The organism is Methanobrevibacter sp., assembly GCF_045126245.1.
Taxonomy (GTDB): domain Archaea; phylum Methanobacteriota; class Methanobacteria; order Methanobacteriales; family Methanobacteriaceae; genus Methanocatella.
Map to the genome: position 1 here is coordinate 19585 of NZ_JBGVOG010000107.1, position 15571 is coordinate 35155.

Sequence of the window (15571 nt, forward strand, 5' to 3'; positions counted from 1 at the left end):
AATCTCTTTTTTTTTAAAATATTTAATTCAGCGGTTAACATTAAACTATTTTTTGTATTTTTTAATGAATATTGCCGTTACTATTATTGTTGCAATAACTGAAATTATATTCGCTATCATTGCAGGCAATCTCAAACCTTCAGGGGCCTGTAAAATATATCCGAATGTAATCAGGGTGCACACAATTGCCGGTGCCAGTGTAATGATATAGGGTTTTTCCTTTTTAATTAAATATACGGTTCCTGAAAGCAGCACTGCCACACTGATTATTAATTGGGCCCATGCGAAATATCTCCAAACAAGGCTGAAATCAACAAATGTCAATGCAAATGATACCAAGAATAAAGGCACTGCAATTTGCAATCTTGAAATTAGTTTTTCCTGATTTAAATGCAGCTCATCAGCTATTGTAATTCTTGAACTTCTAAGTGCAGTATCTCCTGTGGTAATAGGACAGACTACGACACCAATGATTACTAGCCCTACGCCAATCGGTCCAAGTAATTTTGTTGCCATTTCATGTACTGCAATTGTTGGGGTTGCGCCGTAGATTGCTGCGAGTTGCGGTTGGCCATGGAAGAATGCCAATGTAATTGCAGCCCAACAAAGAGCGGTTAAGCCTTCTAAAACCATTGCGCCGAAAAACACGGGTCTTGCGTCTTTTTCAGTTTTTATGCATCTTGCAACGATCGGTGATTGTGATGCGTGGAAACCGGAAATGGCTCCGCAAGCAATAGTAACAAATAAGTATGGGAATATAGGTTTGTTAGTTAAGTATAGTCCTTGTGTTGTAAATTCAGGTATTGTATATGATGGATTGAGGATTAATGACCCTGTCATCAGTATTACCATAAGCAAGAATAACGCTCCAAAAATCGGGTAGACCCTGCCGATAATCTTGTCGACCGGGAACAATGTGGCAATTAAAAAGTAGATGAATATTAGTGTGGTCCAAAGAAGTACTGGAGTGCTTGTCAAATCTCCAATCAAAGCTGCAGACCCTGTTGAAAAAACGGCCGCAACAAGTATCCCTGTAAATATGGTAACTAATGCAATGAATTTCTGCACTGTTGTTCCAAGATATTTGGAAATGATGTTCGGCATTGTATAACCGTCATTTCTCATGGACATGAATCCTGAGAAGAAATCATGTATGGCTCCTATAAAAATTGTACCTAATGTAATCCATAAGAACGCTGCTGGACCAAACAATGCACCTTGTATGACTCCAAATATTGGTCCTAAACCTGCAATATTTAAGAAATGAACTAAAAATGCCTTAATCTTGGACATTGGCATAAAGTCAACACCGTCTTCCAGCCTTTGTACTGGGGTTTCTATATTTTCATCAACACCTGCTACTCTTTCTATAAATTTCCCATAAATAAAATATGAAGCAACCAATGCAACAAAACAAATCAGAAAACTATACATAATCATAATTTTAATTCTTTAAATTATATAAATATATCAAAAAGCCATTATTCTTTTTTTAAAATTGTTAACTTGTATATTATTCAAAAAAATGATTTCTCTTTTCTTGGGAAAATATTGATTAATTATATTAATTATTAATCTTAAAAATTATAATTGCTGTTATATTTTAAAAAACTAGTATTGAAGGGATTGCTATTTTTTTCCAGCGTGTACTTAATGTAAAGAGTTGTTTGAATGAATTATGATTTGATTATTGCAAGATATGGTGAAATCGGGCTTAAAAGCCCTAAAATAAGGTCACGTTTTGAAAGAAAGCTAGTTAAAAATATTAAGGCTACTTTTGAATGTGAAGTTGACAGGAATCAGGGAAGAATATACATCCGCCCTGAAGATTTCAGTGAAGGAATCGAAAAGTTAAACAGAGTATTCGGAGTCGTTTCATATTCTCCAGCTGTTTCAACAAATGCTAATTATGGAGACATTGACGAAACATTATCTGCCTACGCTCAAGAGTTGATTGATGAGAACATATTGGATGAAAACACAAAATTCGCCATTAAATGCAGAAGGGTAGGAAAGCATGACTTTACCTCCCAAGAGATGGCTGCTCATTGCGGGGGTGTTGTAAGAAGTGTAATTCTAGCCCCAGTAGACTTGACAAATCCTGATTTAACTATTTTTGTTGAAATCAGGGATGATGATGCTTATATTTATCATGAAAAGATTAAAGGGCCTGGAGGTCTTCCATTGGGAACACAGGGAAAAGTTGTTGTGCTTCTATCAAGCGGCATTGACTCTCCTGTTGCCGCATATCTGATGATGAAAAGGGGTTGTGAGGTAGTGGCGCTTCACTGCAATAATGATCCGTTTTCAGGTCCAAAAGTGACAGAAAACTTTAATGCATTGGTGGACCAGCTAAATATCTATGCCAAAGGCACTCCAATCAAAAAGCGTGTAATCGACTATGGGGAATACCTGGCCGTTGCAAAGGAGAAGGCTCCCGAAAAGATGACCTGCGTATTGTGCAAATCCGGAATGTATAAAATAGCCGAAAAATTAGCCGTCAAATTGGGGGCTGATGCAATCGTTGACGGCAGTAGCGTAGGTCAGGTCGCTTCACAGACCTTATCCAATATCTTGGCCACCCGTCATGGTGTCGGCATGCCAATTTTAAGTCCTCTGATTGGCCTTGATAAGGAGGAAATCACTGCCATTGCTAAGGAAATCGGGACATTTGAAATATCCAAAATTGATGACGGCGGATGCAGTGCAGTTCCAAAATACCCTGAAACCCGTGCAGATTTGGAAAGGGTTGCAAAAGCCTGTGAAGATATGAATCAGGATGCGGAAGTCCAAAAGGCTTTTGAAAATATTAGAAAAATAGAGTGAGCATTTGCTCATTTTTTTTACTTTTTTTATAATTATTTTTTTTAAATAACCTCATTAATCATAATAATTAAATAGTATACACCAAATAAATAATATATGTCTAGTAAATAACTAATTTACTAATGAGGTTATATTATGAAAACTACTGTTAGTGTAATTAAAGCTGATATTGGAAGTGTGTCTGGACACTGTGTCGCACACCCAGAATTAATGGATATTTGTGACAGCGTTTTAAACGACGCATTAGACACTGGTATTTTGAAAGATTATTACATCTCCCGTTGCGGAGACGACATAGACTTAATTATGACCCATGATAAAGGGGAAGAAAATGAAGAAGTTCACGAAACTGCATACACTGCATTCATGAAAGCTACTGAAAGAGCACGTGAATTAAAATTATACGGTGCAGGTCAAGACTTATTATCCGATACTTTCTCAGGAAACATCAAAGGTATGGGTCCTGGTGTAGCAGAAATGGAATTTGAAGAAAGACCATCCGATCCTGTTTTGGTGTTCTGCTGTGACAAAACCGAACCGGGCGCATTTAACTTACCTGTATTCAGAATGTTTGCAGACCCATTCAACACTGCAGGTCTTGTAATTGACCCAAGCTTACACGACGGATTCAAATTTGAAGTATTCGATGTAATCGAACACAAAAAAGTTATCTTAAACTGTCCTGAAGAAATGTATGACTTGCTTGCATTAATCGGTTCCACCGGAAGATATGTAATTAAAAGAGTATGGAAGAAAAACGGTGAAATCGCAGCTGCAATAAGTACTGAAAGATTAAACTTAATGGCTGGTGAATACGTTGGTAAGGACGACCCAGCATGTATCGTAAGAGCACAATCCGGTTTCCCTGCAAACGGTGAATGTGTAGATCCATTTGCATTCCCACACATGGTAAGTGGATGGATGAGAGGATCCCACAACGGTCCATTAATGCCTGTTTCTGAAGCTGAAGCAAACCCAATCAGATTTGACGGACCACCTAGAGTAATCGGTTTAGGATTCCAAGTAGCTAACGGTGAATTAATCGGTCCTGTAGACTTATTCGATGACCCTGCATTTGACCCAACCCGTGAACAAGCTGCTAAAATTGCAACTTACATCAGAAGACACGGTCCATTTGAACCTCACAGATTACCATCTGAAGAAATGGAATACACTTCACTTCCTGGTGTAATGAAAAAATTAGAATCCAGATTTGAAGATATGGATTAGATTTAAAGAGATTTTCATCTCTTCTTTTTACTTTTTTTTAAAATTAGTTTTTGTGTGCAGTTATTATTGTAAAGCTGCTTGAGTTAATTGTAATTATGCAGTCATCGACATTGACATAATAGTTTTTTCCTTCTTTTGTAACAACAGAGTTGTCCTGCTTAAGTTTGTTTATACAGTAGTTCACAGGTTCTTCATCAATTTCTAGATTTCTGCAAATCCTTCCAACGCCCATTTCGGTGGTATGGATTTTATCGATATTTTCAAGTAATTCATCTTTATGCATTTCAGTACCTCATATTTGCATCTTGATTCATTGTATAATTAGTTATTTATATATTACAATCTAATTAATTATTATGTCATTTTTAAAATTCATTCTTAAAAATCCATTCAGGAGGAAAAACAGCGCAATCCTGGCAATCGTAGGTATTGCTATCGGGATTTTTGTCATCGTTGCTCTTGGTGGAATCACAGAAGGTCTTATTAATTCCTTTGAAGAAACAGTACATGCGGGAGGTGCCGATTTTTCCATTTCGGGAAAGGAAACAGGAGATTCCGCATACGGAACAAATACCATAAGCTCAAATTGGACAGAAAAGATAGCCAATGTAAGCGGAGTTGATGAAGCTTATCCTATTTATGTTGTCCTGACTTCGGTTGGTAATGATTATATGAATACTTTGATTGGTATTGACCCAAATGGTACAACATTAGCAGATATTTCAATGAAGGAAGGTAGGATATTTGAGGATAATGCATCTGAAGCCATTTTGGGAGAAGTATATGCTGAAGACAACAATTATTCTGTAGGAGACAGCATTAAGATAAACCGCGAAGATTTTGAAATTGTGGGAATTTATAAAACCGGTGACCAAAGCATGGCCAGCGGTGTGTTTACATCAATTTCAAAGGTTGGAGACTTGATGGATGATGAGGATTCAATATCCAATATTTATGTGAAAGTTAAAAAAGGTGTAGATCCGCAAGAGGTTGCAGATAGTATTGATGAAAAATATGGTGACAATATCACCACCATCACATCAGTCATGGAAATGGAGCAGATGGCAGACATGCTCAATATGCTTGAAGCATCAACATGGGCAATTTCACTTTTGGCGATTGTCGTTGGAGGGCTTGGAATCATCAATACAATGCTCATGTCAGTATTTGAAAGAACTCGTGAAATCGGTGTCTTAAAGGCAGTCGGATGGTCTGACAGAAAAATACTCACAATGATTATAGGCGAATCATTGGTAATTACAATCGTATCGGCCATTATTGGTTCCATTGTCGGATTTTTGGCATGCCTGCTTTTAGGTCCGAAAATCGGATTGGATCCTGTGTTCACTCCTAAGATATTTATCCAGGCATTTTCAATCGCCATAATCGTTGGAATAATAGGGGGATTATATCCTGCAATCAAGGCGGTAAAATTGCCTCCGACAGAAGCATTGAGGTATGAATGAGGTGATACGATGAATGCGGTAGAAATAAAAGGTTTGTATAAAAGCTATGAGGATGGAAAGATCAAGGCATTGAATGGTATAAACCTCACAATTGAAGACGGGGAATTCGTATCAATAATCGGGCCGTCAGGTTCAGGCAAATCCACACTTTTAAACATGCTTGGCGCTTTGGATGTTCCGGATTCAGGTGTAATCAATGTGGCTGGAAGGGATTTGAGCAGTGATAAAAAGTTAAATGAATTCCGGTCTAAGGAGATTGGATTTATTTTCCAATTGCATAATTTAATCCCAAACATTTCCGTTCGTGAAAACATCGAAATTCCAATGTATACTCAGAAGATGTCTTCAGGGGAGATGAAAGACCGTGCATTGAAATTATTGGATGATGTCGGACTCAAGGACAAGGCAGACATTTTGCCTAATAAGCTATCCGGCGGTGAACGTCAAAGGGTAGCAATTGCCCGGGCGCTTGCAAATAATCCTTCAATAATATTGGCAGATGAACCCACAGGATCACTAGATTCCAAGACAAGTAGCAAAATCCTTAAGCAACTAATCGATTTGCACGAAGATAAAAATGTAACATTAATTATTGTCACTCATGATATGGATGTGGCCAAACTTGCAGATAGGGTTATTGAAGTTTTGGATGGTGAGATTGTATCTGCAGGTGATGATTCATTAATCAACAGTAAGATTGATGTTTAAATCATCATCCTTTATTTTTTTTATTAAATATTAATATTTATGATGAGGGCTGTGCATTATTGGCACATTTGATATTGTTTAGTTCAAATATCTGAGGGAATATGTTCATAATAGGGCTGATTTGCCAATTTTCAGAATCAAGGAATTAAAAGCAAATATTAGATGATTCCATGAATCATCCTCAAAGCATCTAAAAGCCCATGACTGTATTCTATACAACCGAATGCAGTCCTCATATCTTCTTTTTCTAAATAATATTTGGAATCGTTCCAGTAATCAATAGCTCTGTCATAAACTTCCTTTTCTTTGCCGACAAATTCAATATGTGCTACTTGATTGAGGTTTCTTTCCAATTTTGCAATATCTTTAGCTATTTTTTCGGGACTTTCAAGTTCAGTCATTCAACTTCCTCCAAACATGTAATATTCTCTGAGCTACAGTAAAGTAAGATAAGACTACTAATATGTAAATAATATAGGTAAAGTAGATATCTCCTGCGAAATATCCGATTAATGCTCCAATCATCAGTATAATCATACGTACTGCTCTTTCGGCAATTCCAACATTGCAATCAACGCCTTGTGATTCTGCTCTTGCCCTTACATAGCTTACACAAATTGCAGAATGGATTGCTAAGATGCCAACAAACCAATCACAGTATCCGCCAAATATTATTCCAATGTAGATTATCGCATCTGCAAATCTGTCCATTGTAGAGTCAAGAAATGCACCAAATTTGGATGCTTTATCATGATATCTTGCAACAGCACCGTCAACAACATCCAAAAATCCTGAAAATAAAATTGCCACTGTTCCCAATATCAGTAAATGATTTGCAAATCCATATGCTGCAATAACTGCAACGAATGGGGATATTACTGTAACGATATTTGGATTGATGTTCAAATTTCTTGCAAGCGGGTTTAGTATTTTTGTTAAAAGTGGTCTTAGACTTTGAAGCATAATTTATATTAAATATCTTATCTAATATAATTGTTAGGTAATAAAAATGGAAATATTGAAAACCAGTATTGATGCAGTAGATGAAAATATTGTCGGCAAAGCCATTGATGTTTTAGCTAATGGGGGTGTAATCCTATATCCTACGGACACTGTTTATGGATTGGGAGCAAATATTTTTGATGATAATGCCGTAAAAAGGGTTTTTGAGATAAAACAAAGAAGTTTATTGAAGCCGCTTTCAATATTGGTTTCGGATGTAAATGCAATTGATCTGGTTGCAAAAGTTTCCCTAAATCAAAGGGAGGTAATAAATAATTATCTTCCCGGTCCTTACACATTTATTTTAGAAAAAAGCATGTTGGTGCCGAGAGTTGTTACAAGCGGATCTTCTTTTGTTGGAGTCAGGGTTCCTGATAATGAAATTGCCTGCCGTTTAGCAAGCATATTTCCAATAACCACTACCAGTGCCAATCTGTCGGATAAGGAGGTTTTATCCAATCCTGATGAAATTTTAGAACAGCTCGATTGTGATGTGGATTTGGTTATTGATGTTGGTCCTGTTAAATCAAGAAGGCCATCAATCATCATAGATTACATTGATAGGGATAATCCCAAAATTGTTAGAAGATAATTATTTCTAAATTCTAAAAATACGATTTGATAATAATTTTATATTATATAAAAAACAATATATTTTCATGAAAGTATTAGCTAATTTTGAGGATAATCATAAAATCTTATCTAATTCCTCCCTGGATGCACTATTGGGCGGAGGGTTTGAGAAAGGTACAGTTACTGAGATTTTTGGGCCTCCAAGTTCCGGTAAAAGTAATGTTACTTTAACTTTATCCGTTAATGTGGCTAAAAATAACAAAAAAGTAATTTACATTGATACTGAAGGAGGAATTTCAATCGACAGAATCAAACAAATTTCAGGCGCTGATTTTCCGAGGGTGGCTAATAACATAATTGTTTTTGAACCGACTAGTTTTTTAGAACAGAATGATAATTTAAAGTCAATAGAAGTATGGCTTAGAAAAAACCATGAAAATGTTGATTTGTTGGTTTTAGACTCTGCTGTTGCTTTATATAGGGTGGATGATATGAAATCCACTAAATTAAATAAAGAACTGGGAAAACAGATGGGAATATTATCTAAAATTGCAAGAACTTATGACATTGCAGTCGTTTTAACAAATCAGATATACAGTGCTTTTGATGATGAAGGAAATAATGATATTCGTGCTGTAGGCGGAACTATCTTACAATACTGGTGTAAGATTATACTTCAATTGGAGCGTGGTGATGAGATTAATCAGAGGGTTGCCACACTTATTCGCCATAGAAGTATTCCCGAAGGCAAAAAAGCCACTTTTTCAATTACTTCAAATGGTATTGTTTAGGTAATTTTATTAATAATTAAATATAAATATTAATTTTGGAATTTTTGTGTGTGATATTTATGAGGGATAAGGATTTTGATATTAAAAACCCAAAAAAGAAGTTTCAAAAAACTGAAAGGGTGCCTCCGGAAGGTTATGAATGTGCAAATGACTTTTTTGAAGATATGTATATGGATAAAGACATGATTTGGATGGGTCAAAATACAAATCATTTACATGGCGACACCATAGCCGATGCCATGGTTGATGCAGTTAGGGAAAAGACATATTGCAGATATCCTGCCCCAGAAGGATTCAGTGAACTTAAACAACTGATTTTAGATGATTTGGATTTCAAAGATTTGGAAGTTCTACTGACTTCAGGCGCAACAGAGTCACTGTATTTATGTATGCAAGCGCTTTTAGAACCTGAGGACAATGTGATTTTATCAGATCCTGGTTACTTCATTATCGGAGACTTTGCAAATCGTTTTGCAGGCGAAGTGAGGTATGTTCCGATTTACTATGAAGAAAATAACTATAAACTAACTCCAAAGATTTTAAAAGAAAACATGGATGAAAATACTCGAATGGTAATTTTAATTGATCCTTTAAATCCATTAGGTTCCTCATACACAGAAGACGAATTAAAGGAATTTGCCGAAATTGCAAAGGAAAATGACTTATACTTATTACATGATGTTACTTACAAGGATTTCGCACGCGAGCACTTTTTGGTGGAAAACTATGCTCCGGGTCAAACTTTAACAATATACAGCTTTTCCAAAATATTTGGAATGGCAGGTCTGAGGATTGGTGGTGTAATATCATCAAAACCGATTATCGATGCAATTAAAAATGCTGTGATCAATGATTTGGGTGTTAACATTATCTCACAATACGGTGCTATAGAAGGCCTCAAATCAAAATCTGAATGGTTTGAAGAAATGAGGGAAACCTGTTTTGAAAACCAAAGACTAATCAGCGAAATGATTGAACCGATTGAAGGAGTGTTCCTGCCGGTTTATCCGTCAGATGCAAATATGATGGTAATTGACTTGTCCGGTGCGGGCATCAATCCTAAGGTAATGTCAAATTATTTGATTGAGAAGAAACTGTTCACAAGAGAAGGGGAATACACTTCAGAGGAATTTGGAGACAGATACTTGCGTATAAGCTTTTCAATTCCAACAGAAGAAATCAAAGTATTCTGTGAAGAGTTCCCAAAAGCTGTTGAAGCTTTAAGAAAATGATTGATGCGAGTTTTGAGGGGTTTAGATACCACAAACCTCTTCCTAATTTTTATAAAGTTGAAAATCCTGATAATCCCAAACGGGAAATTTCAGATGATTTGCTGATTGAATTGCTCGAATTGGCTAAAGAATATAATTTTTCTGGAATCAGCTATTCCAAACTGTCTGATGAGTTTAAAGCGGATTTTGACATTGATATTGATAATGTATTGATTTTTAAGTTTTTGATGGGTGATGATATAATCAAAATGGATTCATCCAAAGACAAATGCAAGTTGATGGATATTGAATTTCAGGAATATGGCGCACATGTTTTTGAATTTGCTGATTTTTTGCGAAAAAACGGATTTCAAGCTGATTTGATTCATCCTTTGGATGACAATTTAAGTTTAAGGGCAATAGCGCTCCAGTCTAATGACTGTGTCATCACAAGAAGCAACATGTGCCTGTTTAAAGATGGAATTCATAACGGATTTTTCATGATTCACACTTCAATTGACAATTTGCCGTTTAAAAGCGTAAATGACATGCTGTGGGTTCCGGATTTCTGTTCCACATGTGGGGTGTGCATTGAAAGATGTCCTGAAAACGCTTTTGATGAAAATGAGAAAGTTTTAAGAAAGGTCTGCACCGCCCATAGGGAAGGCTGCAATGACTGTCTTTTGAGATGCCCATTTTATAAGAGGGGCTATGATAAGGTTTATAAGAGATATTTAAGAATGCAGAAGAGGCGAGAAAATGAGTGAAAAAATAGCTTTGGTTTCATGCAGTGGATTGAGCCCATTGGGTTTGGTAGTAAGGGCAGCCAGTGTAGAGTTGGCTCTGGAAGAGGAAAATATTGTTGCGGCATGCATCACTGAATATTCAGCACAGCCTAACAACTGTTCACCGATTCTGGATGATGCAAAAATCGTTTCCATAACAGGCTGCAGTGATGACTGCGCTTCAGTCATATTAAATGAAAAGGATATAAATCCGATTAAGAACATTGCCGCTGATGCTGTCGTTAAGGCATATGATTTAAATCCTCTTGACTCAGTAAGGCTTGACGATGATGGTGAAAAAGCCGTTAAAGTCTTAAAAAAATACATTTTAAAAGAATTAGAAAATATTTAAGCTATCTTTCTAATTTCAATATTTTCTAGCAATTCTATTTTATCAAATTTGTTATTTAAAAGGAGCAATATTATTTCTAATGTTTTTTTAATGCCTTCTTCTGATCGTTGAAATAATTTTTCACTATTATTTTCACATAAATCCGCATAAACATTTGTGGTAGTTGTAATTTCATATTCGTTGGTAATTATGCTTATCCCGCCATGTCCAATTCCCGCAGTAGTTCCAATAGCTATATCGCATTCACTTAAATCTTTCACTGCTCGGGCCATAATTCTACTTACAAGTTTGTCTCCTTGTTCATCATAAACTTTAATGCCCTTTATTAGTTTGTTAGGTTTGGGAGGATTTTTAACATTTAATATCTTCTCAACAGCTTCTATAGTTGGAATAAATAGGCTGCATGTTACACTGATTTCATTATAATCAAAATCACCATAATCCTGAAGATTTTTTATATAATCCCTTCCAAAGTCGCCTTCGTAATTTTGGGCTAGGGCATGCAGTTCTCTTCCAATTTTTCCATGTGTAAAGCATTCAGCCGTTGCTATTTTTATCATTTTGATCTCTCAATAACTTCAATGCATTCATTGTAATGATTTTTGCAACTTCATCTAAAGTGTATGGTGTTACAGGTTCGTTATCCCTAATTAATTTATTTGTTGTTAAAATTAAATGATTTTCGGTTATGCCTTGTTTTCTTAGCTCTTCAACAGCAGGATTTGACTCATCATACTCTGAAATGTCTTTTATTTCAATATTTTCATTACCAAATCCGAATATTCCAGCAGTTCCAATTGTCTTTGCTCCTCTTTTGTGGGCATGTTCTATTATTTTAGATGCAGTAGGTATTGTATCTCCTCCAGCAATAACAATAATTACTACATCCCCTTCAATTAAATCGATATTTTCATCATCAATATATTCAGGATAGCTTATAATGTTTCTGAATTCTTCATTGTGGGTGCAAAGCTGTTTTATAAAATCTGGTTTGTTTTGACCCACTTCAGCTCCATAAAGCGTAAATATCACATCTCCACCATCGATTGTTTGTCCATCAAATGCACCAATTATTTTAGGCCCTCCTCTGTGGACTTGCATTAAGTTTATTGCTATTCTTAAACCTAATCTTCCGCATCCAATTAAGTCAATTCTTCCTTTTGGTAGTCGTTGGTCTTCCATTTTTTGAATTTCATCCGCCATGTTATCACTTTAGTTGTTCTATTGGTTTTCTGTCAATAATTTCTATGTTAACGTTAAGTTCTTTTAGTAGGTTTTTAATAGCATGCAATCCTGGAACTTCGCTTTCATGATGGTTTAAGTCAATTAGTGTAATTTTCAAGTTTTTAGCTAGGATAGCAGTTTGATGAGTCAGGTCTCCTGAAATTAAGATATCCAAATTTCTATTTTTTGCAAGGGTTATATATTCAGGATTTTTTAGGCCAAATCCTGATATGATTCCAACATCTTTAATAATCTTTTCATCATTCAAATTATTCACGATTCTTGCACCGGTAAAATTTTCTAAAATAGTTTTTTTCAATTCGCCAAATTTTTGATTTGACCTGCAAACCCGTCCGATACGAGTGGGGATGTCAAAATAGTCAATAACTTCTAGATTTAGGGTTTTTGCAAGTGCATCATTGGCGCCTCCATTAAATATGTCCCAATTTGAATGTATTGTGTAAGTTGGCGTTTTTGGAATAAAAGCGGGAGGATGGTGAGTTATAATCAATGTATTTTCATAGCTTTTATCATCTTCCAGCAATAAATCCATATAAATTTTAATTGTAGCTATCTCTTGACTCAAGTCATAATCTTTTTTAAAACCAACTTCATCAGAGTCTAGGGCTAATGATTCAGGTATTTTTTCATCTATAAATTCAATTATTTCTTCAAGCTTCATTTAAATCATTTCTGAATTTATTTTGTTTATCTCTTCTGTGATTAGTTCATCTAAATCAAAAGGATTGATTGTTGATATTTTAAAAGCATTCGTGTTTGTTAGTTCAATAAACTTTGCAATATTTTTTTCTTTAAAAATAACCTCTTCAAAAAATCCCATCTCACAAGCACAATAAAGTACTCCTTCCTTTTCAAGAAACTTATCTAATAAATTTGTTAAAATGCCAATTGTTAATGTCATTGTTCCGGAAGTTTTTGTGTTAATGCCTTTGGTTTTTATAATGGCTTTGTTTGGGGAAGTGACAACATCTAATCTATCATGTATGTTATTCTTATTTTTTAAAAGTTCATCATTATCTTCTGCTATGGGATCTTCTATAATAAATGATTCAACATCAAATTTGGATGATTTCTCAACATCAATGCCACCAAAACCGGTTGTGTCAATAACAATGTCTCCTGAATAAATTAAATCGATATTTGATGAAAATTCCACTTTATTTTTCAACTCTCCACCTAAACTGGTATACAACATTTCTTCAAGGTGGGGGTAGATGTCAATCAGTATGATATTTTCATATTTTTGGCTTAATTTTTTAACAATTCCGACACCTGTAAAATAAGTGCCGATAACAACTATTTTGGTGTCGATGCCAATATTCAGGCTTTCAATATAATTAAAAACGGCTTCAGATTTTTTTGAAATAATTTCATTGAAGATATCAACTAATTTAGTTTCAGACTTAATTGTGAATACTTCAGATGTTATTCCAGTATCGATATTCATTATTCAACCTTCTGTTTTTTCAAAACCAATCTTTTCAAGAGCTTCGCAAGCTTCTTTGTAAACTGCTTCTTCAATTGATTTTTTATGGACTGCATGTGATGCGGAAGTTCCAGCAGTCAAAATCCTTCCTTTGTTATCAATAAAAATAAGCAATGATCCAGAACCGGGGATTCCTAAACGACCTCTTGCTATTATTAAATCAGCATCGCTTTGATCAAGTGCAATATACGCCTTTGCAAGGGCGGGAATCCTACTTGTATCGGCAGTATTTGTATCAATTTGAAGTATTTGAGCTTCAGGCAGCCCATATTCTTTCAATACATTATTTAAAACTTCAACTTTAATTCCATTTTTATTGGGGATGCATATCTTTTCAGCATTTTTTATATACTCCTGAATCTCTTTGATTTCTTCAAGAGTATCTCCGAATCTACAGTTGTTTCTAGATTCTTCAAATGCATTTCTTATCATATTTTCAAAAGCCATGGTATCATATTTTTTAAAAAAAGATTAAATAGTTTGAGGTATCAAATCTAATTTTTCAATAACATTGACAACCTCGGTATAATTACCATATTCCGGAGAACCAACTCCTTTAACTTCATGAGGATAATTATCCGCAATTACAGTTGCTAAATTGTTTGCACCGGCTTTAAGTGAAAATTCAACATTTTCAGGCCCCACTGTTGGGGTTGGCATTGTAATAGTGATTTCTGGATACATTATTCTAGTAATTGCAACCATTTTCAATTGTTCTTTTAGTGGAAATGCCGGCCAATTTGCCATCGGTGTGCCTTCATATGGATTGAAACCCATTATTGGAATTTCTTCTAATGTTTTAAAATTGGATAAGTAACGCAAATGTTTTATCCTATCTTGTTTACTTTCGCCAAGGCCTAAAAGCAATCCTGAAGATAATCCAACACCGGCATCACTCACTCTTTTACATGTAAGTATTCTTTGGTCAAGTGAGTCTCCAGGTTTTCTTTGATAGAAAACATCTTCATTTATGGTTTCTAGATTGCAACAGATTGTATCAGCACCTAATTCTGCTAATTCTTGAACTGATCTTTCAGTCAAATCTCCACCAACATTTACAAGAATTTCTAAATCAGAGTATCCTTTTACAATTCTACATGCGTTCACAGCCTGTTTTCCTTTATATCCGTATCCTCCAGAACAACTTACGCGTGGAATATGGGCTTCTTGAATGGATTTTACTGCAGTTATGATTTCATCATTGGATTTATAAAATGCATTGTAATATCCTTTTTCGGAAGTTTCTTCTGCAAATCCACAATATTCGCATCTAGGTTGGATTTGACATTTATTTGTAAGATGGACAGTAGATGTTAATTTAATCACTTTTGATTGATTGTCTCTTATATCGCAAGCTACCTTGAACAATTTTTCTAAATCTTCATCGTTCTCGATATTTAACAATTCTAAAAATTCCTCATCACTTAATTCTTGTCCTTGTTCTGCTTTATTTAAAATTTCATCAATCAATTTTACACCAGCTTATATAATATTAATCTAAAACTTAACTTATTTTTTAATGGCTATTTTTCATAACAATTAAAAAATAAGTTAATAAATTGTTGGAGTTACTCCAACATTTTAACTTATTCTTCTTTTCCCAAGTAATCGAGCATGGTAGGCACAAGCTCTGATAGGGATCCGAAGTTCATTGAGTCTGCGGTACCTAATAATGCAGCTGGGTTTAAAGCTTCATCTATCTTGTCTATTCCTTCATCTTGCATTAATTGGGTAACGTTAGATAATGATTCGAATGCCATGCTTTGTGCGAATCCTGCAGGTGCGCCTAAGATTTGGGTTACGGTGTCTCTGTAAGCTAAGATACCTGCGTAGGTAATTGCGGTTACTGCGGAACACATGTCACATACTGGTCCAACCATGTTTGCTGGTAGGGTG

The 15571-nt window shown here is 35.2% G+C and carries 20 protein-coding genes; 9 read left to right on the forward strand and 11 right to left on the reverse strand.

Annotated features, from left to right (window positions below; translation table 11 throughout):
* Nucleotides 1–45: 45 nt before the first annotated feature.
* Nucleotides 46–1440 (reverse strand): carbon starvation protein A, encoded by a 1395-nt coding sequence (locus ACJMLZ_RS07905; RefSeq protein ID WP_405305084.1) that lies wholly within the window; start codon nt 1438–1440, stop codon nt 46–48.
* A 231-nt stretch (nt 1441–1671) separates the two neighbouring features.
* Between ACJMLZ_RS07905 and thiI the strand changes: the two genes are divergently transcribed.
* Nucleotides 1672–2826, forward strand: a complete 1155-nt coding sequence (thiI, locus tag ACJMLZ_RS07910) for a tRNA uracil 4-sulfurtransferase ThiI (RefSeq protein ID WP_405305085.1) — start codon at nt 1672–1674, stop codon at nt 2824–2826.
* Between the two features lie 135 nt (nt 2827–2961).
* Nucleotides 2962–4056, forward strand: a complete 1095-nt coding sequence (gene fbp / locus ACJMLZ_RS07915) for a fructose-1,6-bisphosphate aldolase/phosphatase (RefSeq protein ID WP_405305086.1) — start codon at nt 2962–2964, stop codon at nt 4054–4056.
* A 43-nt stretch (nt 4057–4099) separates the two neighbouring features.
* Here the strand turns inward: fbp and ACJMLZ_RS07920 are convergent, their stop codons facing one another.
* Nucleotides 4100–4339, reverse strand: coding sequence for a DUF3781 domain-containing protein (locus ACJMLZ_RS07920; protein ID WP_405305087.1), 240 nt, complete (start codon nt 4337–4339; stop codon nt 4100–4102).
* A 73-nt stretch (nt 4340–4412) separates the two neighbouring features.
* Between ACJMLZ_RS07920 and ACJMLZ_RS07925 the strand changes: the two genes are divergently transcribed.
* Nucleotides 4413–5522 (forward strand): ABC transporter permease, encoded by a 1110-nt coding sequence (locus ACJMLZ_RS07925; RefSeq protein WP_405305088.1) that lies wholly within the window; start codon nt 4413–4415, stop codon nt 5520–5522.
* A gap of 9 nt (nt 5523–5531) precedes the next feature.
* The gene (locus ACJMLZ_RS07930) at nt 5532–6230 is read left to right on the forward strand and encodes an ABC transporter ATP-binding protein (RefSeq protein ID WP_405305089.1); all 699 of its coding nucleotides are present in this window, start codon (nt 5532–5534) and stop codon (nt 6228–6230) included.
* 158 nt (nt 6231–6388) lie between these two features.
* On the opposite strand, the gene ACJMLZ_RS07935 is transcribed toward ACJMLZ_RS07930, so the two are convergent.
* Together ACJMLZ_RS07935 and pgsA are read right to left on the reverse strand one after the other, a co-directional pair.
* Nucleotides 6389–6631 (reverse strand): DUF357 domain-containing protein, encoded by a 243-nt coding sequence (locus ACJMLZ_RS07935; RefSeq protein ID WP_116592543.1) that lies wholly within the window; start codon nt 6629–6631, stop codon nt 6389–6391.
* On the reverse strand, nt 6624–7193 hold the full coding sequence (pgsA, locus tag ACJMLZ_RS07940; RefSeq protein ID WP_405305090.1) for an archaetidylinositol phosphate synthase: 570 nt from the start codon (nt 7191–7193) through the stop codon (nt 6624–6626). The genes ACJMLZ_RS07935 and pgsA overlap by 8 nt, the downstream gene beginning before the upstream one ends.
* A 46-nt stretch (nt 7194–7239) precedes the next feature.
* On the opposite strand from pgsA, the gene ACJMLZ_RS07945 reads away from it, so the two are divergent.
* The 5 genes from ACJMLZ_RS07945 (at nt 7240) to ACJMLZ_RS07965 (ending at nt 10944) form a co-directional block, all read left to right on the forward strand.
* Entirely contained in the window at nt 7240–7824 is a 585-nt protein-coding gene (locus ACJMLZ_RS07945; RefSeq protein WP_405305091.1) for an L-threonylcarbamoyladenylate synthase, read from the forward strand.
* A 67-nt stretch (nt 7825–7891) separates the two neighbouring features.
* Nucleotides 7892–8596: a DNA repair and recombination protein RadB gene (gene radB / locus ACJMLZ_RS07950; RefSeq protein WP_405305092.1), complete on the forward strand. Its 705-nt coding sequence runs from the start codon at nt 7892–7894 to the stop codon at nt 8594–8596.
* Between the two features lie 59 nt (nt 8597–8655).
* Nucleotides 8656–9828 carry a pyridoxal phosphate-dependent aminotransferase gene (locus ACJMLZ_RS07955; RefSeq protein ID WP_405305093.1) on the forward strand — a complete coding sequence of 391 codons (1173 nt, stop codon included), beginning with the start codon at nt 8656–8658 and terminating at the stop codon, nt 9826–9828.
* Nucleotides 9825–10574: a 4Fe-4S binding protein gene (locus tag ACJMLZ_RS07960; RefSeq protein WP_405305094.1), complete on the forward strand. Its 750-nt coding sequence runs from the start codon at nt 9825–9827 to the stop codon at nt 10572–10574. Before ACJMLZ_RS07955 ends, ACJMLZ_RS07960 begins: the two co-directional genes overlap by 4 nt.
* A complete protein-coding gene (locus tag ACJMLZ_RS07965) occupies nt 10567–10944 on the forward strand; it encodes a putative zinc-binding protein (RefSeq protein ID WP_405305095.1) in 378 nt (125 codons plus the stop codon). Before ACJMLZ_RS07960 ends, ACJMLZ_RS07965 begins: the two co-directional genes overlap by 8 nt.
* On the opposite strand, the gene ACJMLZ_RS07970 is transcribed toward ACJMLZ_RS07965, so the two are convergent.
* The 7 genes from ACJMLZ_RS07970 to ACJMLZ_RS08000 form a co-directional block, all read right to left on the reverse strand.
* Entirely contained in the window at nt 10941–11504 is a 564-nt protein-coding gene (locus ACJMLZ_RS07970; RefSeq protein ID WP_405305096.1) for a FeGP cofactor biosynthesis protein HcgF family protein, read from the reverse strand. The genes ACJMLZ_RS07965 and ACJMLZ_RS07970 overlap by 4 nt on opposite strands.
* The gene (locus ACJMLZ_RS07975) at nt 11482–12147 is read right to left on the reverse strand and encodes a hypothetical protein (protein ID WP_405305097.1); all 666 of its coding nucleotides are present in this window, start codon (nt 12145–12147) and stop codon (nt 11482–11484) included. The genes ACJMLZ_RS07970 and ACJMLZ_RS07975 overlap by 23 nt, the downstream gene beginning before the upstream one ends.
* A 4-nt stretch (nt 12148–12151) precedes the next feature.
* Nucleotides 12152–12850 carry a Nif3-like dinuclear metal center hexameric protein gene (locus ACJMLZ_RS07980; RefSeq protein ID WP_405305098.1) on the reverse strand — a complete coding sequence of 233 codons (699 nt, stop codon included), beginning with the start codon at nt 12848–12850 and terminating at the stop codon, nt 12152–12154.
* The gene (locus ACJMLZ_RS07985; RefSeq protein WP_405305099.1) at nt 12851–13636 is read right to left on the reverse strand and encodes an SAM-dependent methyltransferase HcgC family protein; all 786 of its coding nucleotides are present in this window, start codon (nt 13634–13636) and stop codon (nt 12851–12853) included.
* Between the two features lie 3 nt (nt 13637–13639).
* A complete protein-coding gene (locus ACJMLZ_RS07990) occupies nt 13640–14122 on the reverse strand; it encodes a DUF3236 domain-containing protein (RefSeq protein WP_405305100.1) in 483 nt (160 codons plus the stop codon).
* A gap of 24 nt (nt 14123–14146) precedes the next feature.
* Nucleotides 14147–15145, reverse strand: a complete 999-nt coding sequence (hmdB, locus tag ACJMLZ_RS07995) for a 5,10-methenyltetrahydromethanopterin hydrogenase cofactor biosynthesis protein HmdB (protein WP_405305101.1) — start codon at nt 15143–15145, stop codon at nt 14147–14149.
* A 116-nt stretch (nt 15146–15261) separates the two neighbouring features.
* A partial coding sequence (locus ACJMLZ_RS08000; protein ID WP_405305102.1) for a 5,10-methenyltetrahydromethanopterin hydrogenase family protein occupies nt 15262–15571 on the reverse strand: 310 nt, incomplete at its 5' end.